This is a genomic window from Wohlfahrtiimonas populi, from assembly GCF_002006795.1.
GTDB classification, from domain to species: domain Bacteria; phylum Pseudomonadota; class Gammaproteobacteria; order Cardiobacteriales; family Wohlfahrtiimonadaceae; genus Wohlfahrtiimonas; species Wohlfahrtiimonas populi.
The window spans coordinates 1-25819 of sequence record NZ_MVDN01000014.1 but is presented as its reverse complement, the minus strand read 5'-3'; the positions used below and the strand labels follow the sequence as shown (position 1 = coordinate 25819).

Genomic DNA, 25819 nt, shown 5'->3' with positions numbered 1-25819 from the left:
AAGCAAAGGCGACAGTTATTGTAGAGTGTAAAGAGATTTCATTCAACAACTCTACTGATATTTAAAGAAATTAGATTATTTTACCCATAAAGAGGAAGGCGTGATTATGACGATGAATAATAAAGATCATATGCGTTTTAATATGATAGAGCAGCAAATTCGTCCATGGAATGTATTGAATCAAAGAGTACTAAACGCATTTGATGTTATCAATCGTGATGATTTTGTAGCGGAAGAACACAAAACATTGGCTTTTTCAGAAGTAAGATTACCATTGCAAGGCAAAGATTTAATGTTAACGCCAGCAATGGAAGGCAGAATTCTACAAGAAATCGAATTGGAGCCAACAGATAATGTTTTACTCATTGGTTCAGGCAGTGGGTTTTTAGCAGCTCTAGCCGCTCATTTGGGTGCAAAAGTGACGGCGATTGATATCAATCCTGATTACACTGCAATGGCGCAAAAGAATATCGACAAATTAAATATCAGTGATGTGACATTTATTACTGCGGATGTAAAAGATTTTGCAGTAGAAAAAAATAGTTATGACGCAATCATTATGACTGGTTCAGTTTTAGAAGCTCCTCAAAAATTGGTGGATGCTTTAACTGCGGGTGGTCGTTTATTCGCATTCATTGGTATGCAAGATCAAACTGTGACAAGTGGCACAGTGATTAAGAATCAATTGAATGAAATTCGTCAAGAATCACGCTTTGAAATCGAATTAGAACGTTTGCACGGCTTTGAAGACAAACCACAATTTGTATTTTAAATGAACGATAACAAGAATCCCATTCTGTTTTGTAGCAGAATGGGATTCTATTTTTTATAAATAACGAACTATGACGCAATTTATGCAACAGAATTTTGAAGTTCGCCCAATGGCGGAGTTTGCTGAAGAAGCTTATCTAAACTATTCCATGTATGTGATTATGGATCGTGCATTGCCACATGTTGGTGATGGCTTGAAACCTGTTCAACGTCGCATTATTTATGCGATGAGCGAATTGGGTTTATCATCCATTTCTAAGCATAAGAAATCCGCAAGAACTGTGGGTGACGTGATCGGTAAATACCATCCGCATGGTGATAGTGCATGTTATGAAGCATTGGTTTTGATGGCTCAGCCTTTCTCTTATCGTTATCCTTTAGTGGATGGACAAGGGAACTTTGGTTCATTGGATAATCCAAAATCGTTCGCGGCGATGCGTTATACAGAATCTAAGTTATCTAAATATGCTGATGTTTTATTGAAAGAAACCAATGAAGCAACTGTAGATTGGCAGCCAAACTTTGATGGTTCATTAGATGAACCTGTGCGATTGCCTGCAAGATTACCGAATATTCTATTGAATGGCGGTACAGGGATTGCTGTGGGCATGGCGACGGATATTCCGCCACATAACTTAACGGAAATTGCGAATGCAACATGTGCATTGATTGATCAACCTAATTTAACATTAGAAGCATTGATGCAATATGTGCCTGCACCAGATTTCCCTACAGGCGGTGAAATCGTTAATACGAAAGAAGAGTTGGTGAAGCTTTATACACAAGGCACTGGCTCGATTCGTTTACGTGCAAAATATTTCATTGAAAATGGCAATATTGTGATCACAGAGTTGCCTTACCAAATTTCAGGTGAAAAGATTCAGATTGATATTGCTAATCAGATTCAATCGAAGAAGTTGCCGATGATTGATGATATTCGTGATGAATCGGATTATGAAAATCCTGTGCGCATTGTGTTGATTCCAAAATCCAATCGTGTGGAACATGATCGTGTGATGGATCACTTATTTGCAACAACAGATTTGGAAAAATCTGTGCGTGTGAATTTGAACATGATTGGTTTGGATAATCGTCCACAAGTTAAGAATTTACATCAAATTCTCACAGAATGGATTCAGTTCAGAACAGAAACTGTGACGCGTCGTTTAACGCATCAATTGAGCAAAGTAGAAGCACGCTTGCATATTCTAGAAGCATTAATGATTGCTTATTTGAATCTCGATGAAGTGATTCGCATCATTCGCTTTGAAGATGAGCCAAAAGACGTGTTGATGAGTGCATTTAAGCTTTCAGAGATCCAAGCCAATGCTATTTTGGAAACAAAATTGCGTCATTTAGGAAAGCTTGAAGAGATCAAGCTCCAAGCTGAAAAAGATGAATTACAGAAAAAACGCGATGAATTGCTTCAGTTGTTGAATGAACCAGCAAAATTAAGAGCTTTGATTAAAAAAGAGATCAAAGAAGATCAAAAAACACATGGCGATGTGAGAAGAACTAAAGTTGTTGAGCGTGCACAAGCTGAAGCTATTGATGAAATTGAATTGGTTTCCAATGAAGGCATCACAGTTGTATTATCTAAAATGGGTTGGGTGCGTGCAGCAAAAGGCCACGAGATTGATCCAACACAATTGAATTATCGTACAGGTGATGAATATCTCTGCTCTGTGCTAGGGCGAAACAATCAGCAAACTGTATTCTTTGATAATGATGGTCGTGCCTATAGTTTAGCTGCACATACATTGCCATCTGCAAGAACAATGGGCGAAGCATTGAGTAGCCGATTCACGTTGTCAGCATCTACACATGTGAACTATTTAATTTGTGATCAAGATGATAGTAAGTATTTAGTGGCCGCTAATAATGGTTATGGTTTCATCGTGCCTTATAGCGAGCTATTGAGCCGTCAAAAGGCTGGTAAGGCCATTGTAAATTTGGGTGATGCAAAAATGTTCGAGCCACAAAAAGTGGATTTAGAGCATAAGCCTTACTTGGTTGCTTATACAGAAAAAGGGCGATTATTGGTGATTGAGCTATCTGCATTGCCTGAATTAGCAAAAGGTAAAGGTAATCAGATCATTGGTATTCCTGGCGCTGCATTTAAAAATCAAGAAGATGCGTTGGTGGGTTTATATATGATCGGCGCTGAAGATGTGATTAATCTCTATTTTGGTCGTTCAAAGGTTACTTTGAAGCCGCATGATTGGCAGCAATTCATGGATGAACGCGGTAAACGCGGGAAAGAAGTGAAAAAAGGCACAAAAATCACGAAATTAGAGATTGCAGTGAGCAATTAAATTGCTATAATGTGGCGCTTGTGTTTTTGACTGGTCGCGGTTGAAAACTTTTTATAACTAGAAAATTTTTGGAGTAACAAATGAGTGAATTCGTATTTAAGGGAACTCTTCGTACAGATTTAGGGAAAGGAGCGAGCCGCCGCCTACGTCGTGAAGGTGTTATCCCAGCAGTAGTATATGGCGCAGATAAAGATGCAGTAAGCATCACTTTGAACCACAATGAAGTTTTAACACAATTCCGTCACGAAGATGTTTACTCAAGCATCGTAACTGTTGAAATTGATGGTAAAGCTGAAAGTGCAATTTTGCGTGATGTACAACGTCACCCATTCAAACCATTGATCACTCACTTGGACTTCTTACGTGTTAAAGCTGGTGAAAAATTGAAATCAGCTGTTCCAGTTGTGTTGTTGAATGCTGAAACTGCAGTAGGCGTAAAAGCTGGCGGTATCTTAACTCACGCTTTAACAGCGATTGAAGTTGAATGTTTACCAAAAGATTTGCCACATGCAATCGAAGTTGACATCGCTGCTTTAGAAGTTGGCGCGCACATCACTGTAGCTGACATCAAAGCACCAAAAGGCGTTGAAATCTTAACTCACGCTGAAGATCAAGTAGCTGGTATCGTAGCTCCACGCGTAGCTGAAGAAACTACTGAAGCTGCTGCAGAGGCTACAGAAGAAGCGTAATAGTCAATGACAGCGCTAAAATTAATTGTCGGGCTGGGTAATCCTGGTCCCGAATATATCGAAACCCGCCACAATGCGGGTTTTTGGTTTATTGATGAGATCGCAAGTTCTCCATTGGCATATCAAAGTAAGTTTAAAGGCCAAGTCGGGGAATTGATTCAAGATGGTCGTAAAGTTTATTTATTGAAGCCAGAAACATACATGAACAAAAGTGGTGAGTCTGTTTTAGCCTTGGCACACTTTTATAAAATTCTCCCAGAAGAAATTTTAGTGGTTCATGATGAATTAGATATGCCACCAGGTGCTGTAAAGCTCAAGCAAGGTGGTGGACATGGCGGACATAATGGCTTAAAAAGCATTGCATCTTGTTTAGGCTCCAATAACTTTAATCGCTTAAGAATTGGCATTGGTCATCCTGGTGATGCCAAATTGGTTGCCAATTATGTGCTCAAGAAAGCATCGGGTGCGGATCAAAAATTAATGGATGATTCCATTTGGGATGCAAGACGATATCTTTCTTCAATGGTTGCTGGTGATTTTGAACCAGTCATGAATGAATTACATCGCAAGAAGTAACTTTAAAGGAATAATTTATGGCAATTCAATGTGGTATTGTAGGGCTTCCTAATGTTGGTAAATCAACACTTTTCAATGCATTGACGAATGCAGGCATTGATGCTGCAAACTATCCATTCTGTACAATTGAACCAAATGTTGGCCGTGTCAATGTACCAGATCAACGCATTCAACCATTGGTTGATATTGTTAAGCCTGAAAGAGTACAGCAAACATTTGTAGACTTTGTGGACATCGCAGGCTTAGTTAAAGGCGCATCACAAGGTGAAGGTTTAGGTAATCAGTTTTTGGCTAACATCCGTGAAACAGATGCGATTGCACATGTTGTACGTTGCTTTGAAAATGATGACATTATCCACGTATCAGGTAAAATTGATCCGATTGATGATATTGAAGTGATCAATACTGAATTGGCATTGGCTGACTTAGCATCTGCTGAAAAATTTCTACATCGTGTAGAAAAAGTTGCTAAAAGTGGTAACAAAGAAGCACAAGCACAAGTGGCTGTGTTGAAAAAAATTATTCCAGTATTGGATGAAGGCAAAAGCGTTCGCTCAGTGAAATTGGAAGATGAAGAAAAATTATTGGTTCGTGATCTACAGTTTTTGACGATTAAACCTGTCATGTACATTGCGAATGTGAATGAAGATGGCTTTGAAAATAACCCATTGTTAGCACGTGTTGAAGAATACGCAGCAGCAGAAGGCTCATTTGTTGTGCCAATTTGTGCAGCGATTGAATCAGAAATTGCTGAGTTAGACGATGAAGATAAAGCAGATTTCTTATCTGAAATGGGCTTTGAAGAACCAGGTTTGAATCGTGTGATTCGTGCAGGTTACTCTTTATTGAACTTAGAGACATACTTCACTGCGGGTGTTAAAGAAGTACGTGCTTGGACAATCAAAAAAGGTTCAACAGCACCACAAGCTGCTGGTGTGATTCACACAGATTTCGAAAAAGGCTTCATTCGTGCAGAAGTCATAGCATATGATGATTACGTTGCATTGAAAGGCGAAGCTGGCGCGAAAGAAAAAGGTAAAATGCGTTTAGAAGGTAAAGAATATATCGTGCAAGATGGTGATGTTATGCACTTTAGATTCAACGTATAGTCATTATTTGAAAAGTATAACTGACCTATCCTGAGGGGAAAGATCAAATTGATAGCTTTTTAGTATTAAATAAAAATCCCACTGAGTTTTAAATTCAGCGGGATTTTTTATTGGTTTTCTAATTAATTACACAACATTTATAGTTTTAAACTAAATAATTTCCTCACCTGCGGTGAGGAAATTGAAATGAGTGATTAAGGGGGGATTATCCTTGGTGGCGTTTTTTGAGAACTTCTAAAACCTCAGCCCAAGATAAATCTTGGTCATGCAATAACACAGTTGTGTGGTAGATCAAGTCAGCCGCTTCATTTAAAATTTCTTCTTTATCTTCTGACATCGCAGCTAAGGCAACTTCAACGCCTTCTTCCCCCACTTTTTGAGCAATACGCTTTTTACCCACAGCATATAATGATGCAGTATAAGAAGTTTCAGGGTCGGCCGTTTTGCGCTCATCTAACATCTCTTCTAAATGGCTCAAAAAAACCCAAGGTAAATCAGAAGAGATACGGCTAAAACAGCTTTTGGTGCCTAAATGGCAAGTATTGCCTTTAGGAATCACTGTGATGAGCAATGTATCTAAATCACAATCCAAAGCATAATCTACAGCTTTCAAATAATCACCAGAAGTTTCACCTTTCGTCCATAAGCGCTGTTTTGTGCGCGAATAGAAAGTGACAATATTGTCATCCAATGTTTTTTGTAAAGCTTCTTTAGTCATCACACCAAACATCAAAACTTCAGCAGTAATATAGTTTTGGATAATGACAGGTAATTGCCCAGCAATTTTATCCCAATCAACGTGATCAATTAATTTTGATACTTCACCGCTAGGCATTAAGCACCTCAATTTGATTATTTTTTAAAAATGCTTTGAGTTCACCAATGTGTACGAGTTTTTTATGGAATGCGGATGCACCCAATGTGCCTTTGGCATCGCCAATTGTATAAGCATCTAAAAAGTGCTCAGCTGTGCCAGCACCACCAGATGCTACGATTGGCAAAGTGGTAATGCTCGCCATTTTTTTGAGTTGCACCAAATCATAACCTTGACGAACACCATCTTGATTCATCATGTTAAGTACAACTTCACTTGCACCACGTTTTTCCACTTCTTTAATCCAATCTTCTGTGCGCCATTCTGTCGCTTTAGTTTTATCAGGATCACCTGTCAATGCATAGACAAAGTAATCATTTTTAGCTTCATCAAAATATGAATCAATACCCACAACGATTTTCTCTTTACCAAACTTTTCTGACAATTGATTGATTAAATCAGGATTAGCCAATGCAGGAGAATTGATTGAGATTTTCTGTGCGCCATTGGCAAACACAACTTCAGCATCTTCAATGGATTTAATACCACCAGCCACACAAAGAGGGACATCTATCACATCTGCAACGCTACGGATCCAAGATTTATCCACTAATGCATCTCTTGTGGATGCTGCAATATCGTAAATCACGATTTCATCGGCACCTTCTTCATTGTAACGCTTGGCCAATTCAACAATATCACCCATGATTTCATGGTTTTTGAATTGTGTGCCTTTCACAACAACGCCATCTTTTACATCTAAGCATGCGACTATTTTTGCAAGCATGTGATTGCCTCCTTCGTGGTGAATTTATTTTCTAATAAAGCTCGGCCAACAATTACGCCGTAAACATCTGATTTGTTCAATTCTTCCAAATCTTCTAAACCACCAATACCGCCTGAAGCTTGGAAATTGATGTCAGGATATGTTTTCACAAGCTCTTTATATAATTTGACATTGGAACCTTGAAGCATGCCATCTTTAGAGATATCTGTACATAGAACATGTTCCAAACCAACTTCTTGGAAGCTTTCAATGACGCTTTCTAAAGTTTGATCTGTGGTTTCTAGCCAACCGCTGATGGCGATAAGTTTTTTGTCATTTTCAATGCGAATATCTAAAGCTAGAACAAAACTATCTGCACCAAATTCATCGAACCAAGATTTAACTTCTTCAGGGTTTTGAACGGCTGTAGAGCCAACAACAACTCGCTCAACGCCAATGTCTAATAATTTTTGGACATCTTCTTTTGTGCGAATGCCACCGCCTACTTGGATGGGAGCTTTTACGCCTTCTACGATATGTTTAATGGTGAATAATTGGCGCTGTGCGGGATCTTTTGCGCCATCTAAATCCACGAGATGAAGATATTTTGCACCTTGTGCTACATATTCTTCAAATTGTTCAATGGGAGAAGCGGTGAATTTGGTTTGTTTATCGTAATCACCTTGTTGCAATCTTACAATTTGACCATTCATTAAATCTAACGCAGGAATTATTATCATAGTAGCCCTTTAGAACTCGGTAACTCAGTACCTTCAACTTTAACCGCTTGGCGAAGTGTTCTGCCAAACACCTTAAACAGAGATTCAATTTTGTGATGGGTATTTTGTCCCTTCACTTTTAAATGCAACGTACAACGTAAAGAATAAACTAAAGACTTGAAGAAATGTTCTACCATTTCTGTGCTAAAAGTTCCAATCATATCGCGTTTAAATTTTGCATCGAACTCTAAATGAGGACGGCCAGAGAGATCTAAAGTACAAGAAGCTTTGCATTCGTCCATGGGTAAAACAAAACCAAAACGCGCAATGCCACGTTTATCACCCAATGCTGCACGAAGCGCTTCACCGAGTGCAATTGCAGTATCTTCCACTGTGTGATGATCATCAATTTCAATGTCACCTTTCACTTCCACAATCATTTTAAAACCACCATGTGTCGCAATTTGATCCAGCATGTGATCAAAAAATGGCAGGCCAGTGTTGATTGTATTAGAGCCTGTTTCATCCAAAAATACTGAAACTTTGATATCTGTTTCTTTAGTAATACGCTCGATATATCCTGTGCGTGGTTCATATTTTATGGCTTGTTTCACTGGCACTAATTTTTCGACAATTAATGGCCAATTCAATTTTTCAGGATGGTATTGAAGTGATGGAATACCCATATTTTTTGCTAAAGTGACATCTGTTTCACGATCGCCAATCACATAGCTATTTTCAGGGTTAAAGCGCTGTGTATCGATATATTCCTGCACTAAACCTAATTTAGGCTTGCGGCATTCGCAGTTTTGGCTTTCAAAATGCGGGCAAATCAATACATCATCAAAAGTAATACCTTGCAATGCAAAGTGCTCCATCATTTTATTATGAGGGATATCAAAATCTTTATGAGGATAAGATTCTGTGCCCAAACCATCTTGGTTGCTCACCATCACAAAACGATAACCCGTGGCTTGTAAAGCTAATAATGCAGGAATCACTTTAGGTTCAAAAATTAATTTCTCTAATGAATCAATTTGAAAATCTGTTTTTGGCTCATCAATGAGCGTGCCATCTCTATCGATGAATAAAATATTTTGCATGATACGATCCGATAATATTAATAAAATGATTAACGATAATTGCTGAGTGCTTGAATGACGCGACGCATTTCTTGTTCTGTACCGATACTGATGCGCATGCAGTGACTCAATTGTCCAGATTGCTTTTTCACATAAATATGTTCAGATTTGAGATATTCATGAACTTTTTCTGCATCTGTCATTTCAACTAAGATGAAGTTTGCATCACTTGGATGAATTTTTTTCACCAATGGTAAAGATGAAAGTGCAGTGATGAATGCAGCTTTGTTTTGGTTAATTTGTTTAACCGCTGTACGCATGTATTCAATGCCTTCTTGACTCAATGTTTGTTCAGCAATTTCCACAACAGGCATTGGCATTGGATAAGTNTTTCCACAACAGGAATTGGCATTGGATAAGGGTCAATCACTTTTTGTAATGATTGAATTAAATCCGCATTGGCAATTGTAAAGCCACAGCGAATTCCTGCAACACCAAAAGCCTTTGATAATGTACGAATGATGGCTAGATTTGGGAATTCAGCTAAGCGTGTAGCAAAGCTTTCACGATCAGAAAATTCAATATAAGCTTCATCCAACACAACAATGGTTTGTTTACTCACGCCATTCAATACAGCTTCAATGTCAGTCACTTTCATCAAATTACCTGTTGGGTTATTTGGAGAGCAGATGAATACCACTTTAGCATTTTGTGCCGCTGATAAAAACTTTGGTACATCCACTTGGAAATCCGCTGTTAATGGTGCTTCTAAAACTTTAGAGCCCACAACATAAGAATCAATTGCGTACATGCCAAATGTTGGTGGTGAAAATAAAATCGCATCTTCATCATTACAGAATGCTTCGATGATGAGTTTAATGCCTTCATCGCCACCTAAAGAAACTAATAGATTCTCAGGTTGAACACCTACATATTTTGCATAGCTTTCTAACAGTGCTTTGGGTTGTGGCTCAGGATAACGGTTAAAGTATTTATTGGATAAGCGATATTCACGAGGATAAGGATTTTCATTGGCATCCAAATAGATTGCTTGGTTATCCTGATCTCTTGGCGCCACTGTATATGGCACTAAGTTTTGAATAGAGCGCTTTTCTTTATCTGTCATCGACATCTTTTATTCTCCTTGGATGGTTTTGAGCCTAATATCTACTGCTAATTTGTGGGCATCTAATAATTCTTTTTCTGCTAATAGAGATACCACAGGACCCAAATCTTTTAAACCATCTTTAGAAATTTCTTGAACTGTCATACGTTTACTGAAATCAGCTAAACCTAAACTTGAAACTGTTTTTGCATAGCCATAAGTTGGCAATACGTGGTTTGTGCCAGATGCATAATCACCCATAGATTCAGCAGAATATTTGCCTAAAAATACTGAACCTGCGTGCTGAATATCATTGAGCAAACTACGCGCATCATCTGTTTGGATGATTAAGTGTTCAGGTGCATATAGATTGCTGACTTTTACGGCATCAGCCAATGAGTGCACAATAATGGTTGTGCTGTGCTTTAAGGATTCAATTGCTGTATCTTTGCGGGATAATTGGTTGAGCCAATAATCTAAAGAGTTATTCACTTTATCAGCCATTGCTTGTGATGTTGTCACTAAGATTACTTGTGAATCTGTACCATGTTCAGCTTGAGATAATAAATCAGAAGCCACAAAGTCAGGATTTGCATTTTCATCAGCAATTACTAAAACTTCAGAAGGGCCAGCAGGCATATCAATCGCTGCACCGTTCATCATTTGGCTTACTTGGCGCTTTGCTTCTGTCACATAGCTATTACCAGGGCCAAAAATTTTATCCACTTTTTCAACTTTTTCTGTGCCTAAACCTAATGCAAATACAGCTTGTGCACCACCAATTGTATAAATCGTATCAATACCACACAATTTTGCTGCATAGATGATTTCATCCGCAATTGTTGGTGGAGAAGCCAATACAATGCGTTTGCAACCTGCGATTTTTGCAGGAATAGCGAGCATTAGTACAGTGGAAAATAATGGCGCTGTGCCACCTGGAATGTATAAACCAACTTTTTCAATCGGGCGTGTCAATACTTCACATAAAACACCTTTTTGTGTTTCAATCGAAATCGGCTCAGGTTTCTGTGCTTCGTGGAATTTAGCGATGTTGTTATAAGCATTTTGAATGGCTTTTTTAAACTCATCTGATAAATTTTGTTCAGCTTTTGCAAATGCTGATTGTGGTAAAACAAGATCTGTTAGCAGTGTTTTATCAAATTTCTCAGTGAAGTGGATCAAGGCTGCATCGCCTTCTTGTTGAATCGCATTGCCAATGGCACGAACATTATCTTCTAAACTCTGTGCGCTCATTTGAACAGGGCGCTGTAAAACTTGTGATTGCTCTTCGGCGGATAAATCTTTCCAAACTACGGTACGCATTGTTACTCCATCATTTTTTCAATAGGTAAAACTAAAATTGAACTGGCGCCTTTGGCTTTTAGGGCTTCCATGGTTTCCCAGAATAAAGACTCTGTGCTCACCATATGCATTGCTACACGTGTTTGGTCGTTACCGAGTGGTAAAATAGTTGGCATTTCCGCACCTGGCAATAAGCTACAGATCTCATCTAAACGATCTTTAGGTGCATGGAGCATAATGTATTTAGATTCAGTCGCTTGTGTTACACCTTGAATGCGAGTCATTAATTTATTAATCAATGCTTGCTTGGTATCATCCATTGCATTTGTGGATTGAATGATCACTGCTTTAGAACGATAAATCACATCCACTTCACGTAAGCCATTAGCTTCCAATGTTGCACCTGTAGAAACGAGATCACAAATTGCATCAGATAAACCTGCGCGCGGTGCAACCTCCACTGAACCGTTCAGCATAGATGTTTTGAATGGCACATTTTTACTATCTAAAAAGCGTTTTAAAAGATAAGGATATGATGTTGCGATGCGTGTATCTTTTAAAGATTGCACTGATTCATACGGCATTTCTTTAGGAATCGCGAGAGATAAACGGCAACCACCAAAAGGTAATTCTTTCAATGTGATGTATTCATTATCCATTTTTCCTTGGCGACTTAAGCTTTCTTCTTCTAAAACGTTTTGCCCAATGATGCCTAAATCCACAACGCCATCAAATACTAAGCCAGGAATATCATCATCACGAACGCGAAGAATATCAATTGGCATATTTTCCACATGAACAATGAGCTTATCTTTTTGTATGATCATTTTTAAGCCACATTGTTTGAATAATGCTTCTGATTCTTGACTCAGGCGACCAGATTTTTGGATCGCAATTTTTAAACGGGGTTGCATAATCTTCCTTTGATTTTCGAATCATCTTAATACTGTACTATCATGATAGTACGCTTGAAAAATTATTATGCAAGCTCTTTTGTGTGAGGAATTGCAAATATTTTATTGGGATAAGCTATAATCGAAGTTTTATAATATCGCTAATTAATTGTTTAATAATAAATAAACTATGAAAAAATCTCTTATTTGTGCATCATTAATTATTTTTGGGTTAACGTCTTTTTCGGTGGCGGAAGAGCAAGTTGAGCTTTTGCCTGAAGTTAAAGAATTGATCACGCCAAAGCCATTGGATGCTAATTTACTAGAAAATAATCGCTTTATAGCTTTGCTAGGTGCGACTTATGCAAAAGATGATTATTACAATGTAACTAAAACAGCTTTTGCCAAAGATTATGCAGCGATTTTTGAAGCATTACCTGAAGCAGATATGTTATCGAGTGAAGAGATTAGTCAGATAGCTTTAGAATTAAAGAAACTAGATTATTTACAAGGCTTATTGCAATGGGAAGATTCAGCAAACTTCGTCAGAACGAATCCATTATGTTTTGAATATAACGATGCAAATTGCATAGAAAAAACCATCCAAAATCAATCTAATATTCAGCAATTATTAAAAAATAATGATGCATTGATTCAGCGTTATGATGATATTTTCAGCCATTATCCTGTTGCACATACGCTATTTTTTCCTCGTGAAGGATATATAGTGATGCCGTTGCCTGCATATAATTATCTTTTGAATATTCTGAAGATGCAATTGGCTAATTCAGTGATTTTGATTTCAGGAGGGAAAGCTGATCAAGGCATTGAAGTCTTATCTTTATTGCAAAGACGAATCAATCAAATGGTTTATTTGGAACAGAAAAGTAATTTAATTGATGTGATGATTGCAGGTGCAATGCAACAGATTATGGATCAATATTTGGATGCATTATTGAATAGCAAATATTCTGAGCAACTATTGCATCATCCTGAATTTTTGGCATTGATGATCTTGGGGCAAGATTATACAAAGCACATTCATCAAGCAACATTATTGGCTTTGAAGCATGAATCAGGATTAGCTTTTGTTTTATTTGAACCGATATTGGCAATAGGAGATTTATCTATTGCAGAACTCAATGATTATTATTTGAAAAAGAGCCAGATGGAAGCGTTGTATCAATCCAATCCTTATGATTCAGCAACGCAAAAATTGGTGAATAAATTATGTCACGATGTTACCAATAATTTGTTGGTGATGGATTGTCGACATCCAATGTGGCAATCAGGCTATTTAGAGCGAAATGATACTCAGCGAAATTATCACAATATGGTTTATCTGAAATATTTGATGATGAAAAATCAAATCCAAGAGAAAGATATTGCTGAGTTTCTAAAATCTCAGGGCGATTTAGCGATTGATCCCATTACTCAAAAGCCATTTATATGGAATCCTGATGAGCGCTCAATTTCATTATCTGGTGTGCAATATAAACATTTGCCTGCACCAATTCGTAGAACAATGAATGATGATGCTGAACCTAAAATTCTACAAGTGAAACTGCCATAGCAGATTGAGAAAATTTATCGTATGCAATTAATATAATATCTGCTTAAATGAATATCCAAAAATATTTTAGGATATTGTCGTGATACAGCCACAAAGCCCGATAAAAACTGCTTTCCCAATATTATTAATGATTGGAATGGCGCATTTAAGTAATGATTTAATTCAGTCGATGTTGATGGCGATTTATCCATTATTACAAGTGAATTTTGCGCTAGAATTTGCCCAAATTGGCTTAATCAGCTTGGTGTATCAAATGACAGCATCCATTTTACAGCCAGGGATTGGCTTTTTTACGGATCGAAAGCCTAAGCCTTATTTATTACCTTTTGGAATGTTAGCTACATCGAGTGGCGTTGTATTATTGGGCTTTGCAACCAATTATACTCATTTATTAATTGCGGCTGCGATGATGGGTGTTGGCTCTTCAATTTTCCATCCTGAAGCTGTGCGTTTAACACGAATTGCATCAGGCGGAAGATATGGTTTAGCCCAATCCATATTCCAAGTGGGTGGAAATTTGGGTTCATCATTAGGACCATTGATTGCAGGGATTATTATTGTGAAATATGCTAATCAAAAGAATGTATTTTGGTTTGCAGGTGTTGGTATTTTAGCTGTTGGGTTATTGGCTTATTTAGGGCGCTGGGGAAGCCAGCATCAAAAAGCAAAGCCGAAAGGGCAAACTAAAGAAGTAACTTTTCCTTACGGTAAAACTCGCACATTATGGGCATTATTAATCTTAGCAGTTTTGATTTTCGCTAAATATTTTTATATGTCGAATTTCACGAATTACTTTAGTTTTTATTTGATTGAAAAGTTCCATGTAGAGCGCTCAAACGCGGTAATTTTAGTCTTTATATTTATGGCATCCATTGCAATTGGTACATTCATTGGTGGACCAATTGGCGATAAAATTGGGAGAAGAAAAGTGATTTGGTTCTCCATGATTGGCGCATTACCATTCACGTTAGCTTTGCCACATTTACCTTTCATTGGCGTAATCATCGCATCAGTTTTTATCGGTTTAATATTGGCATCAGCATTTTCAGCGATTGTGGTATTTGCCCAAGAATTAGTGCCGGGGAATGTGGGAATGATTGCGGGAATCTTCTTTGGCTTAATGTTTGGTATGAGTGGGATTGGTGCTGTTTTCTTGGGCTGGCTTGCTGATCAAACAAGTTTGCAAACTGTGTTTGTATGTACATCATTTTTACCAATTTTAGGTCTGTTAACATGGTTGTTGCCAACCAAAGAATCAGAATCTATATAGTAATGCTAATTTTTGGTGCAAAATGAGTATTGACGATGCTATGAAATGTCTTTATAATCGCATCCCTCAACATAGTACGGACATGTAGCTCAGCTGGTTAGAGCACAGCACTCATAATGCTGGGGTCGGTGGTTCGATTCCACCTATGTCCACCATATTAAAAAAGCCTTTGCGAAAGCAAAGGCTTTTTTGTTAGTGATTAACCTGAAACATCGGCAATTTCAAAATCTTGATCACCAAAAATATTGCCAATACTGGTGCAATTGAAAATAGAGCAAATAGCCAATTCGATGCCACTTGCGCACCAATCACACCGCCGATTCTCACTAATCCTGCTTGGTTAGCAACTAATCCTGCAAAAGCTGCCGCTAATGCAGTTGCATATAATTGCACTGTTGTGATGGATGCGGACGTTAATGTTTCTTCTCCCTTTGGCGCTGACATAAATACTAAATTTAATAAATGTGGCCAAATTAAACCAATACCAAAACCAATGCCAAATAATGCAAAACCATAAATAATGAACAGTAAAACCTCTGTATAAATATTATTAGACATTGTAAAGGCTAAAACGATTAGCGAGCATGTTACAACAAATGGGCCAGTCATCATGAGCATTCTGCGAGTTTGCCCAAGTTTAGCGGCACTTGGTAGGGCTGAAATTGTCCAGCCTGCTGCCATAATTGCTGTCATATAGCCAGCACTTAATGGTTTCATCCCATGAATGATTTGTAGAAAATAGGGCACAAATATCTCTGTTGTCATTGCTATCATCAATAACACCATTACTAAATATGTTCTACATAATGTTGTGCTCAGGTTATAAGCGCCAGTTGGTAATAGTTTATTGCTAGAATTTTTATCTACTTTAATCATCCAAACTAATGTAATTAAGCCTAGAATTAAGCAAATGCTCGTCCATACAATTTCTTCTTTTAAGCTAGATAATGAGATAAAAATGACAGATAGAATGAGTAAACTTAGTGAATAGAAAGGAATTTTTGGTTGCTCACTGTCTTGCTCTGTGATTTTCTGCGTGATTTGGCTATTTACAATAACTGCTAATATAGCGATGAATGGCAATAACGACCAAAAAGCCCAGCGCCAATGTCCACCTTGTGCAAAGAATCCACCAATAGTTGGGCCAAATAGTGTGGATAATCCCCACATTGCAGATACCAATGCAGTAGCTCTTGTCCACAAATGTTGCTCAAATACAATGCGAATCAGCGTATAGCCGAGTGCAAACATAATACCGCCACCTAAACCTTGGAATGCACGGCCTAATAATAAAAATGGCATGTTGAATGCGATGGCACAACCAATTGAGCCAACGGCAAATAGTAACAATGCTAATAAATAAGCACGTTTTGGCCCTAAATTTATGACTAATTTATTGGTCATTGTGGAGCCAATGATGGAAGTCACGATGAATAACGTTGTATTCCACGAGAAAAATTCTAAACCGCCAATGTCATTGACGATGTTAGGAAGAATGGTTGTAACGATGTACATATTGATGGCATAAAGTGCCACACCGCCGACTAAAGTGAGGGTTCTGAGGGCGTTACCATTGCTAAAAAGATCAGCCCAAGAAGCACTGGTTTCTGCTGTTTGTAAAGGTTGTTCACTAGACATTTTTAGGATTCCTGTTTATTATCCAAGTATTCGATTGGATAATACATTGGGAAGTATGAATAATACAAGTAAAAACTTGGATAATGGTTTATCGAGTGCATTGCATAAGGTGCTTTTTTGTATCAAGAAAAATGCACCAATTGGTACAACATCAATTGCTGAACACTTATCTATGAGTGGAGAAGCAGCTCGCCAACACGTGCAAAAATTATTCAAAATGGGATTGATTGATGGTGAAAAGAATGACGAAATTCAAGTAGGAAGACCAAAACAGCAATGGATCATTACACAAGAAGGCAATCGCTATTTTCCTGATAGCCATGCACAATTAACTATTCAACTCATTGATTCTGTCAAAGAAGTTTTTGGAGAAGAAGGATTAAGCAAGCTTATTAATGAACGCGAACATAAGGTATTACAGCAATACGAAAATTATTGCCGAGCTGATACTGTTGTGGGGCGATTGAAAAAACTCACAGAAATGCGTTTTAACGAAGGCTATATGGCGCATTTAGAAAAAGATGGCGATGATTATCTTTTAATTGAAGAGCATTGCCCAATTTGCTCTGCTGCCAAAGTCTGCCAAAAGTTTTGTCGTTCGGAATTGCAATTATTCCAATCTATTTTAGGCAAGGATGTTTCTATTCAGCGTGAGCAATATTTATTAGAAGCAGGGCAACGCTGTGTTTATAGAATTAAGTTTTAAAAAAAGCCCTGAAAGTCAGGGCTTTTTTATGACTAAGATTACTTGTTTATTGAGCTAGCAACATTACCTTTTGGATAAATAGAGATAATGTAATTTTGGAATTGTTCAGAAACTTTTTTGTCATCAGAGTGCTTTAAGTAATTCAAAACTGTTTCCAAATAAGGTTCGCTTGGTTGAATTTCAAAGCCAAGATTTTGGCTCAATTTTGCATATTGCTCTTTCACTAAATTTGGATTTTCAGGGATGGCTTTCATATTCACTTGAATGCCATCAAATACATAACGTAAGCCATCTAAATTGCCTTTCAATGGCACAGAACCGTGATCCTCACCTGCATATTGTGCGTATTGATAGCTTAAATTTTTGAATGGCTTTTCTTTGAGATACATATCCAATTTTTGAATGCCGTTGTAATGGCCTGTTAAATGTCCTTTACTTTCGCTGTCACCCACTTGTGTCATAAAGAGTTTTTTATGATTAAAATCTTTGCCTTTAACCTCTTGGAAACGTTTTAACATCACTTCATCATCCCACCAAATGCTAGGATCATGCACGATGTAAGCTTGCATCTCTTTTGTACCATTGAGCATATGATTCAATGCTGTGATTCCGCCAAAAGAGTGACCCACAAAAATATTTAAACCGTTGGTACGATATTTTTTCTCAATATCTGGCATCACTTCTGTTTCTAAAAATTGGAAGAAAGCCATATTGCCGCCAGTTGTGCCTTCGATGCGCTTATTATCGTTAGCTTCAGAATCAAATCGCTGTGCCGTTGGTGTTAAATCACGTGAGCGTTCAGTATTCACAATGCCAACCACAATCATTTCGGGCATAGAAGGATAAGGCACTTTAGATAATTTTTGCACGAATCCTGTGAAGTAATGGAAGTTATTTTCTCCGTCCAAAAGGTAGATCACAGGATAATCTTGATTAGGATATTTTTCATAAGATGGCGGTAAATAGATTTGAATTTCTCTATTTTCATTCAGAATAGATGAATTTATGGTTTGTATTTCACCAATAGAAATTGCTTGATTTGCTAAAGCATGAGTAGAGATTTGTGCTGCAACTAAACCAAGTGCCAACCATAAAGAAGCTTTCTTAAACATGAAAAATATCCTGTCATTGGGTAAATAATAAAACGATAATGATAATCATTATTATTTATAACGGCAATGTGTAATTTACGTTTAAATAGAAATTAATTTGAAAAAATGATTGACCAATAGAGCTAAAAGGAGTTTAATTAAAAAACTATTTTTTAATAGCGCCGATTTGACACAGATTGCGGGCGAAAAACAGCTAAACAGTGGATGTCATCGTTATTCATATTTTGAAGTTAATCATGCATCAAACTTATTCCTGTTAAGCCCGTTGTGTTGATCACATCGGGCTTAATTTTTGGTTAGGAGTTTGTTTGTATGATTTTCTTGGATAACATTGCCAAGCAATATCAAAATCAAGATAACACTTGGTTCGGTGCTGTTCGCCCAACAACATTGCGTATTGAAAAGGGCGAGATTTTTGGCTTAATGGGTTATTCAGGTGCTGGAAAATCAACATTATTGCGTTTAATTAATTTATTAGAAAGACCTGATCAAGGCTCTGTTCAAGTGGGTGATCAAGATCTCACAAAGCTATCTAAAGATGATTTGCGCTTAGCGCGCCAAAAAATTGGCATGGTGTTTCAACAGTTCAATTTATTATCCAATCGTACAGTTGCGCAAAATATTGCATTTCCATTGGAAATCGCAGGTTGGAGCAAACAAGATATTGAAAAACGCGTGGCTGAATGCTTGGAAATCGTGCATTTAAGCGATCGCATTAATCATTATCCCTCACAATTATCAGGCGGACAAAAGCAACGTGTTGGGATTGCGCGTGCTTTAGCATCGAATCCTTCTGTGATCCTCGCAGATGAGCCAACAAGCGCATTAGATCCTTCAACAACTCGCAGTGTATTAAGTTGCCTAAAAGAGATCAACGAGCGCTTCAATGTCACGATTGTGATTGTGACGCATGAAATGAGCGTGATTCGCAATTTATGCCATCGTGCTGCATTGTTAAATCATGGAGAAATTGTGGAAATTGTGGAAGTGCAGGATAACAAAATCCATGCGCAATCAGCGATTGGTCAAGAGTTGGTGAGAGAAGATTAAGATGTTAGAAAGATTCAATGAAGCAGTACAAAATATTTTAGCAATTCAAGATGAGATTTTATTAGCGTTTTGGCAAACATTTGTGATGGTTGGCATTTCAACAGTTTTAGGTGTTTTGCTCGGTACAGTTTTAGGAATTTACCTATTTTTAACAGGGAAGAATCAATTATTTGCTAATCCTGCTGTCCATCATGTATTGAATGCGAGCGTGAACTTTATGCGTGCATTTCCGTTTGTGATTTTAATGATTGCTTTGATTCCATTAACGAAAGTGATCATTGGTAAATCTATTGGGCCAGTTGCAGCATCATTTGTATTAACAGTTTCAGCGGTATTTTACTTTTCTCGTTTAGTTGAACAAAACTTGCGTGAAGTGCCGCGTGGCATGATTGAAGCTGCTGAATCTGTGGGCGCAAAGCCATTCACGATTATTTTTAAAGTGTTGTTATCAGAGTGCCGTTCGAGCATGGTTTCAAGTATTACAGTTTTAGCCATCAGTGTTTTATCGTACAGCGCAGCAGCTGGGATGATTGGTGGCGGTGGTTTGGGTGATTTAGCCATTCGTTATGGTTATTACCGTTTCCAAACTGAATTCATTGTTTTCATTGTGGCAGTTTTATCCATTCTAGTGATCTTGATGCAATCCATTGGCAATAGCATTGCTAGAAAATTAGATAAACGTTAGTTTTATAAATTGTTGGGATAGTTGAGGAGTTTTAGCATGAAAAAATTATGGTCAAAAGCATTAACAGTAAGCGCATTGGCATTGAGCTTAGTATTGGCAGGTTGTGGTCAAGGCAACGATGCGGCAACAACAGCATCAGATAAACCTGTAGAAAAGAAAGAGATTACAATTGGCACAACGCCTGGCATGTTTGCAGATATGGTGCGTGATTCCGTGCGTCCACAATTGGAGAAAAAAGGCTATACAGTTAAATTGGTGGAATTCACTGATTATGTACGCCCGAACATTGCATTGGCGGATGGCGACTTAGACATCAACGTATTCCAACATAAGCCTTATTTTGATCTATTCAAAGATCAACATAAATTGGATTTGATCGAAGTTTTCCAAGTGCCAACAGCACCATTGGGCATTTACACAGGTAAATTAACTAACTTGGATGATGTGAAAGATGGTAGTACAGTTGCTGTTGCAAATGACCCAAGTAACAATGCGCGTGCATTAGTGATGTTGGATGAATTGGGTTGGATTAAATTGAAAGAAGGCGTAAATCCTTTATTGGCTTTGAAAAAAGATATCGTTGAAAATCCTAAAAACATCGAGATCATTGAATTAGAAGCAGCGCAATTACCGCGTGCTCGTGCTGATGTAGATTTCGCTGTGATCAATGGAAACTACGCAATTGATGCTGGTATCAAACCAACAGAAGCATTGTTCCAAGAGCCAAGCTTTGCTTATGTAAACTGGAGTGCTGTGAAGCCAAAAGATAAAGATGCTGTATGGTTAAAAGATATGACAGATGCTTATAATTCAGATGAATTCAAAGCATACGTTGATCAAAAATTTCCAGGCTTTAAATTACCAGCAATTTGGGGTGAATAAGCGAAGTAATTTATTAACCAATATTTAGCAATATTAAAAGGAATCACTATTGTGATTCCTTTTTTATTGTGTAAATTAATTCAAGTGAGCGAATTTGTATTAAACTAGATTGATTCTGCATGGTGAATCACCCATATTTCAGTGAAACTAGATGCCTTATTATTCACTAAGGATCAGTAATTTTATGAGAAAATTAGTATTGGTTTTATCTGCTATGTTGGGTTGTGCAAATGCGCAGGATTTTACGCTTTCAAGCCCAGATCTTGAAGCCAATGGATTGACAAATAAGCACATGTTTAATCAGTTTGGTTGTCAGGGGGGAAATATTTCACCTGCATTGGAATGGAAAAACGCGCCCAAAGATACTAAAAGCTTTATTTTGACTATGTATGATCCAGATGCACCATCAGGATCGGGCTGGTGGCATTGGGTGGTTGCGAATATTCCACCTGCAACAACAGGTATTATTGAAAATGCTGGTAGTTCTGTAGAGTTGATGCCAAAAGGTTCTTGGAGCATTCGCAATGATTATGGTATCAATACTTTTGGTGGCGCTTGTCCACCAGAAGGAAGAACACATCATTATCAATTTACGTTATATGCGTTAGATATTGATAATATTCCAGAATCAGAAGCTGCATCGCCTGCGTTTATTGGCTTTATGGCAAATCATCACACGATTGGCAAAGCAACGATGACGTATACTTTTGGCCGATAAATAAAATAATTAAGGAGAATGCAGTGAGTTTGGAGAGTTCAAAGCAATTATTAATATTTGAAGATATCGGCACTTGTGCGACAATTTTTCAACGCTATGAACAACCTCTAACCCAAATTTTCTGTCTAAATCCTATGGTGATTTTAGTGTTGCAAGGCACTAAAATCATCGAAATTGATCATCAAAAATCTACGATTCATGCAGGTGAAATATTGGTGATTCCTGCGGGTACAACATTGGATATTATTAATTTAAATCCTGAAGATGATAGCTATTTGGCATGTTATTTTACGTGGGAATCAAAGCCATTAAAATATTATGAAAAGATGCGAGAAAGCCTTCATTCAGCATATTTAGAGGATGTTCAAATCTTAAAGAATATTCCTGAATCGTTTAAAGAGAGTTTTCTACAGATATCTCATCAACTCACCACCATTGATCATCCTGATCTAGTGAATCATAAATTTGTGGAGATCTTGATTTGGCTAGAGCAAATGGACATTGTATTTTCGAGTGCTGAAAACTTAACGTTATCTCAAAAAATCACACAATTAATCTCTCAAGCACCGAACCAAAAATGGCAAGCCAAAGAGATCGCACAGTATTTTCATTTAGGCGAAAGCACAATGCGTAGGCATCTTGCTAATGAAAATACGAGTGTGAGCCAACTCATACAAAATGTACGCACAAGTTATGGCTTAACTTTATTGCAAACAACCCATTGGAATATTGAAGATATCGCACAAGAAGCAGGCTATGAATCAGGTTCCCGATTTGCTTATTATTTTAGGCAACGCTTTGGATTTTTACCAAGTGAAATGAAGAATAACTATAAATAATATTTTCATTAAAGAACTTAAATTATTTAAGATAGAACAATAGGGGTACAAATAGCTTGCCTATTTACAGTGTGTTTTATAATTATTTCATTTACAATACTGATATTACTTAGCTTTAAAGATGATAAGAAAGGAAAATAATGAAGTATTTGAATAAATCTATGTTATTACTTTTAATGTATTTAGGTGTGGCGCATGCTGAAGTCATTTGGCCTGAAAAGACAGATGATAAAATGATAGGGAAAATCGGTGTATTAACTGAAAACCATTCTAAAAATATATTGGGTGTATTAGAAAGTATGCCATGGATTGAGGAAGGTATTCAGAAAGGTGAAGGAAAGTACATGTACGTACTTTACACTCCTACATCTACAGCAAGTCAAGAGCTTTACAGCAAAACACGACCTTACCTAGATCAAGTGAATATTCGTTGGATACCAATAATACATGGAGAGAATAGTGTGGATGGGTTATATGAAACACGCACTCCAGTAGCATTAGCAAATGCATTTCAAAGCAATATTATTCCTGACATTAAAGATCAAGAATATGTAAACTTATTATCTAGTATGACATTTACTGGCTTTGTTTATTTACGAGCAGGAACTTTTTTCTCTCCAGAAGCAAAATCTTATTTTCCAACAGTGATTTATGGTGATGCTAATAAATTGTCAATAGATATAGCACCGAATAATGTAGAAGATGTTATTGGTAATATTCCTGTAACTTCACAGAGAATAGCTAAGCCTTCTATCGCTGAATTAGCAAAGAAAAAATTCAAATTATATAATGTTGAGAAAAATGCAAGATATGTCAATCAAAGTGATGATTTTGTACCATATTTCCTTTATCCTAGCCAAGATGGTATAGGTTTAGGTGCTTTCAGCGTAGATGATCCCTCTAATCTTATCTCAGGTATTACAGATAATGGTTATATTGCATTAGATTTAAGTGGGCGTGGTAATTATATATATGTAAAATATATCAAAGATGAAGAAGTAGCACTCCAACCAAATAAGTAATGAACTAATATTCAACTATTCAACTAATAGTAATAATTTTATAACATCACTTGATTCTCTAATAAATTAAAATATCGAATTAATAATCAAAGGAAGATTATGAGAAACTTTATAAAGTCTATTCTACTCATAACATTTTGCTTAGGAATAACTCAAGCTGATGTAATATGGCCTACAAATATTGATGATGAAGCCATTGGAAAGACAGGAATATTAACAGAATCTGAAGCAGCAAATGCTCTTCGTATTCTTGAGAGCATGCCTTGGATTGAAGAAGGTAGTCAAGAGGAGGGAAAATATATGTATGTTTTTTATTTTCCAACGTTGGCTAAGAGCAAAGAGCTATATGATAAAACCCGCGCATATTTAGATAAAGTTAATATACGCTGGATACCTATTCATAGTGATTATAGTATTGCAGGGCTATATGAAACACGAATTCCAGAATTACTAAATCGAGCGATTGTGGAAGATAAAGTTCCTAAAGTTAAGGATCAAGAATATATTGATTTGGTGTCAAGAATGACCTTTACTGGTTTTATTTATTTACGTATTGCTGGGGCGTTTTCTCCTCAATCTCAAGATTATTTACCAACTATAGTATATGGAGATAACAACAAGCTGTTTGTTTCTATCATGCCTGATAATATTGAAAAATTAGTTAATAGTATTCCCAAATCAATACCTAATACCACTCAACCAACAATTCTTGAGTTGGCAAAGAAAAATATTGAGTTATTAAAAGTTCAGGAAGGAATGACGTATTTCAATGCAAGTAATGAAATGGTTCCTATTTTTTTATATCCTGATGAGAAAGGGGTGGAGATAGGAAGACTGAGCCCCGATGCACCTTCTCCTCCTTTTCCTGTTTCTGGGATAACTAATAATGGCTATATTGCTATTGATCTTAATAATAGAGGAAATTATATCTATATTAAACACATAGAAAAGTAATGATATAAATCTGTAATTCAAATTAATCCCCTAGATAGTTCTAGGGGAAAAGTTAATTTAAAAATCTATTTTTAGACCCGCTCCAAATCTAAATCCTTTATCTTGATTATTAAATTGGTTTCTAGGGTTAGCATATTCAGTGAAAATATTGAAATTTACATTGCTATTTTTGTTTCCTTCGATATAACCTAATTCCCATTTAATAGACTGAGAATTATTATTAACTGTGACACCTATATCAGAATTCAAATTACCTCTTTGATAAGATAAATTGCCAAAAAGATTATAATTGCTTTGTTTATTTGTTATCGTATACTCACCACCTAGGTTGGCTGTTATATGTTTATTACCAAATACATTTTTAAATATTGCCTCACTATTTATGTGAATATTACTTTGTGAGGGTTGGTATAATTGTAACTCACCATTAGCGCTAAACTTTAAATCAGTAAATTCATTTGGGGAATAGTTAGAAGATAGCTTGGCATTAATGTTGGCTGTATCTTTTTTGTCGCTAGAATATTGGTAATTTATTCCAACTTCTCCATTTGTATTATTGCCAAATATATTTTTAAACGTTGTAGTACTTTCAACACTCACTCTATTTTGTGATTTTGTCCCTATTGTACCGCTAGTGTTTAGTTTGATTTCTGTGAGGTCGTCTGAGTTTACATAGGAAGCATTCCAATCCAAATTTGCTGAATTTATGTCACCAAATTTTATATTTGAATTAAGTTCTGCCGTAAATACTTCATTGCCTCTGCTCCTTAGCCATTCATTATTAGTTATAATGTTACCATCGTTATTTGCTAATGAAAAGTTGTACGAAGAACTAAACATATTAGATTCAGAATACTCACCTAACTTGAAATAATCAGAGTATTGCTGTTTATATTCAAGCATAGCGCTGTAATCACTGGTTAAATTATTAATATTTAGAGCCCCTGACAGAGATGTCATATTTGATATATTTGAAGTAACAGTACTTGAAGTGAACTCCCATTTTTCATTTGTATTCTGATTAAAGCCATAATTTATATTCGTATTATTTAAGCTCCAATTATTCGAAGCTAGTTGATCAAACGAATATTTTGCTGACATCAAATCTTGTCCATCTTTGTCAGTTAATAGAATATTATTTGATGATGAATAATTGTATAGACTATTACCAGTTATACTAAAAAGATTTTTGTTAAAATCAGACTTAATTTCTATTTTATTGTTATCTA

Annotated in this window: 26 protein-coding genes and 1 tRNA gene; 16 read left to right on the top strand and 11 right to left on the bottom strand. The window is 36.7% G+C overall.

Going from position 1 to position 25819, the window contains the following annotated elements; genetic code table 11:
• Nucleotides 1–106 precede the first annotated feature (106 nt).
• The 5 genes from BZK16_RS12175 to ychF all read left to right on the top strand — a co-directional run bounded on the left by BZK16_RS12175 (nucleotide 107) and on the right by ychF (nucleotide 5460).
• On the top strand, nucleotides 107–772 hold the full coding sequence (locus BZK16_RS12175; protein WP_233145297.1) for a protein-L-isoaspartate O-methyltransferase family protein: 666 nt from the start codon (nucleotides 107–109) through the stop codon (nucleotides 770–772).
• Between the two features lie 70 nt (nucleotides 773–842).
• Nucleotides 843–3086, top strand: a complete 2244-nt coding sequence (parC, locus tag BZK16_RS12170) for a DNA topoisomerase IV subunit A (protein WP_077929169.1) — start codon at nucleotides 843–845, stop codon at nucleotides 3084–3086.
• Between the two features lie 80 nt (nucleotides 3087–3166).
• On the top strand, nucleotides 3167–3775 hold the full coding sequence (locus BZK16_RS12165) for a 50S ribosomal protein L25/general stress protein Ctc (RefSeq protein WP_077929168.1): 609 nt from the start codon (nucleotides 3167–3169) through the stop codon (nucleotides 3773–3775).
• 6 nt (nucleotides 3776–3781) lie between these two features.
• A complete protein-coding gene (pth, locus tag BZK16_RS12160) occupies nucleotides 3782–4351 on the top strand; it encodes an aminoacyl-tRNA hydrolase (protein ID WP_077929167.1) in 570 nt (189 codons plus the stop codon).
• 17 nt (nucleotides 4352–4368) lie between these two features.
• Entirely contained in the window at nucleotides 4369–5460 is a 1092-nt protein-coding gene (gene ychF, locus BZK16_RS12155; protein ID WP_077929166.1) for a redox-regulated ATPase YchF, read from the top strand.
• 205 nt (nucleotides 5461–5665) lie between these two features.
• Here the strand turns inward: ychF and hisIE are convergent, their stop codons facing one another.
• The 8 genes from hisIE to hisG form a co-directional block, all read right to left on the bottom strand.
• Entirely contained in the window at nucleotides 5666–6295 is a 630-nt protein-coding gene (gene hisIE / locus BZK16_RS12150; RefSeq protein ID WP_077929165.1) for a bifunctional phosphoribosyl-AMP cyclohydrolase/phosphoribosyl-ATP diphosphatase HisIE, read from the bottom strand.
• Nucleotides 6288–7061: an imidazole glycerol phosphate synthase subunit HisF gene (gene hisF, locus BZK16_RS12145; protein ID WP_077929164.1), complete on the bottom strand. Its 774-nt coding sequence runs from the start codon at nucleotides 7059–7061 to the stop codon at nucleotides 6288–6290. The genes hisIE and hisF overlap by 8 nt, the downstream gene beginning before the upstream one ends.
• The gene (gene hisA / locus BZK16_RS12140; RefSeq protein WP_198932462.1) at nucleotides 7046–7777 is read right to left on the bottom strand and encodes a 1-(5-phosphoribosyl)-5-[(5-phosphoribosylamino)methylideneamino]imidazole-4-carboxamide isomerase; all 732 of its coding nucleotides are present in this window, start codon (nucleotides 7775–7777) and stop codon (nucleotides 7046–7048) included. The genes hisF and hisA overlap by 16 nt, the downstream gene beginning before the upstream one ends.
• On the bottom strand, nucleotides 7777–8862 hold the full coding sequence (gene hisB / locus BZK16_RS12135) for a bifunctional histidinol-phosphatase/imidazoleglycerol-phosphate dehydratase HisB (protein WP_077929162.1): 1086 nt from the start codon (nucleotides 8860–8862) through the stop codon (nucleotides 7777–7779). Before hisB ends, hisA begins: the two co-directional genes overlap by 1 nt.
• Nucleotides 8863–8891: 29 nt before the next feature.
• Complete coding sequence (locus BZK16_RS14660) at nucleotides 8892–9221, bottom strand: hypothetical protein (RefSeq protein ID WP_233145295.1); 330 nt, start codon at nucleotides 9219–9221, stop codon at nucleotides 8892–8894.
• Nucleotides 9182–9967 (bottom strand): aminotransferase class I/II-fold pyridoxal phosphate-dependent enzyme, encoded by a 786-nt coding sequence (locus BZK16_RS12130; RefSeq protein ID WP_456300699.1) that lies wholly within the window; start codon nucleotides 9965–9967, stop codon nucleotides 9182–9184. Before BZK16_RS12130 ends, BZK16_RS14660 begins: the two co-directional genes overlap by 40 nt.
• A 9-nt stretch (nucleotides 9968–9976) precedes the next feature.
• On the bottom strand, nucleotides 9977–11269 hold the full coding sequence (hisD, locus tag BZK16_RS12125) for a histidinol dehydrogenase (protein WP_077929161.1): 1293 nt from the start codon (nucleotides 11267–11269) through the stop codon (nucleotides 9977–9979).
• Between the two features lie 2 nt (nucleotides 11270–11271).
• Complete coding sequence (gene hisG, locus BZK16_RS12120) at nucleotides 11272–12162, bottom strand: ATP phosphoribosyltransferase (RefSeq protein ID WP_077929160.1); 891 nt, start codon at nucleotides 12160–12162, stop codon at nucleotides 11272–11274.
• A gap of 169 nt (nucleotides 12163–12331) precedes the next feature.
• Between hisG and BZK16_RS12115 the strand changes: the two genes are divergently transcribed.
• The 3 genes from BZK16_RS12115 to BZK16_RS12105 all read left to right on the top strand — a co-directional run bounded on the left by BZK16_RS12115 (nucleotide 12332) and on the right by BZK16_RS12105 (nucleotide 15139).
• Nucleotides 12332–13714, top strand: a complete 1383-nt coding sequence (locus BZK16_RS12115) for a hypothetical protein (protein ID WP_143691179.1) — start codon at nucleotides 12332–12334, stop codon at nucleotides 13712–13714.
• 79 nt (nucleotides 13715–13793) lie between these two features.
• On the top strand, nucleotides 13794–14984 hold the full coding sequence (locus BZK16_RS12110) for an MFS transporter (RefSeq protein ID WP_233145293.1): 1191 nt from the start codon (nucleotides 13794–13796) through the stop codon (nucleotides 14982–14984).
• Nucleotides 14985–15062: 78 nt separating this feature from the next.
• Nucleotides 15063–15139: transfer RNA gene (locus BZK16_RS12105), tRNA-Met, on the top strand.
• Between the two features lie 37 nt (nucleotides 15140–15176).
• Here BZK16_RS12105 and BZK16_RS12100 read toward each other — a convergent pair.
• Entirely contained in the window at nucleotides 15177–16622 is a 1446-nt protein-coding gene (locus tag BZK16_RS12100; RefSeq protein WP_077929158.1) for an MFS transporter, read from the bottom strand.
• A gap of 55 nt (nucleotides 16623–16677) precedes the next feature.
• On the opposite strand from BZK16_RS12100, the gene BZK16_RS12095 reads away from it, so the two are divergent.
• Complete coding sequence (locus BZK16_RS12095; protein ID WP_077929157.1) at nucleotides 16678–17328, top strand: helix-turn-helix transcriptional regulator; 651 nt, start codon at nucleotides 16678–16680, stop codon at nucleotides 17326–17328.
• A 38-nt stretch (nucleotides 17329–17366) separates the two neighbouring features.
• On the opposite strand, the gene BZK16_RS12090 is transcribed toward BZK16_RS12095, so the two are convergent.
• Complete coding sequence (locus tag BZK16_RS12090; protein WP_077929156.1) at nucleotides 17367–18440, bottom strand: alpha/beta hydrolase; 1074 nt, start codon at nucleotides 18438–18440, stop codon at nucleotides 17367–17369.
• A 312-nt stretch (nucleotides 18441–18752) separates the two neighbouring features.
• On the opposite strand from BZK16_RS12090, the gene BZK16_RS12085 reads away from it, so the two are divergent.
• The 7 genes from BZK16_RS12085 (at nucleotide 18753) to BZK16_RS12055 (ending at nucleotide 24590) form a co-directional block, all read left to right on the top strand.
• Nucleotides 18753–19490, top strand: a complete 738-nt coding sequence (locus tag BZK16_RS12085) for a methionine ABC transporter ATP-binding protein (RefSeq protein ID WP_077929155.1) — start codon at nucleotides 18753–18755, stop codon at nucleotides 19488–19490.
• Nucleotide 19491: 1 nt separating this feature from the next.
• Nucleotides 19492–20175: a methionine ABC transporter permease gene (locus tag BZK16_RS12080; protein ID WP_077929154.1), complete on the top strand. Its 684-nt coding sequence runs from the start codon at nucleotides 19492–19494 to the stop codon at nucleotides 20173–20175.
• A 36-nt stretch (nucleotides 20176–20211) separates the two neighbouring features.
• Entirely contained in the window at nucleotides 20212–21057 is an 846-nt protein-coding gene (locus tag BZK16_RS12075) for a MetQ/NlpA family ABC transporter substrate-binding protein (protein ID WP_077929153.1), read from the top strand.
• A 184-nt stretch (nucleotides 21058–21241) separates the two neighbouring features.
• Nucleotides 21242–21775 (top strand): YbhB/YbcL family Raf kinase inhibitor-like protein, encoded by a 534-nt coding sequence (locus tag BZK16_RS12070; RefSeq protein ID WP_077929152.1) that lies wholly within the window; start codon nucleotides 21242–21244, stop codon nucleotides 21773–21775.
• 23 nt (nucleotides 21776–21798) lie between these two features.
• Nucleotides 21799–22614: an AraC family transcriptional regulator gene (locus BZK16_RS12065; protein ID WP_077929151.1), complete on the top strand. Its 816-nt coding sequence runs from the start codon at nucleotides 21799–21801 to the stop codon at nucleotides 22612–22614.
• Nucleotides 22615–22754: 140 nt separating this feature from the next.
• Nucleotides 22755–23636 carry a hypothetical protein gene (locus BZK16_RS12060; RefSeq protein ID WP_077929150.1) on the top strand — a complete coding sequence of 294 codons (882 nt, stop codon included), beginning with the start codon at nucleotides 22755–22757 and terminating at the stop codon, nucleotides 23634–23636.
• Between the two features lie 99 nt (nucleotides 23637–23735).
• Entirely contained in the window at nucleotides 23736–24590 is an 855-nt protein-coding gene (locus tag BZK16_RS12055; protein WP_077929149.1) for a hypothetical protein, read from the top strand.
• A gap of 57 nt (nucleotides 24591–24647) precedes the next feature.
• Here the strand turns inward: BZK16_RS12055 and BZK16_RS14325 are convergent.
• Nucleotides 24648–25819: hypothetical protein (locus BZK16_RS14325; protein WP_158076859.1), on the bottom strand; the 1172-nt coding region annotated here is incomplete at its 5' end.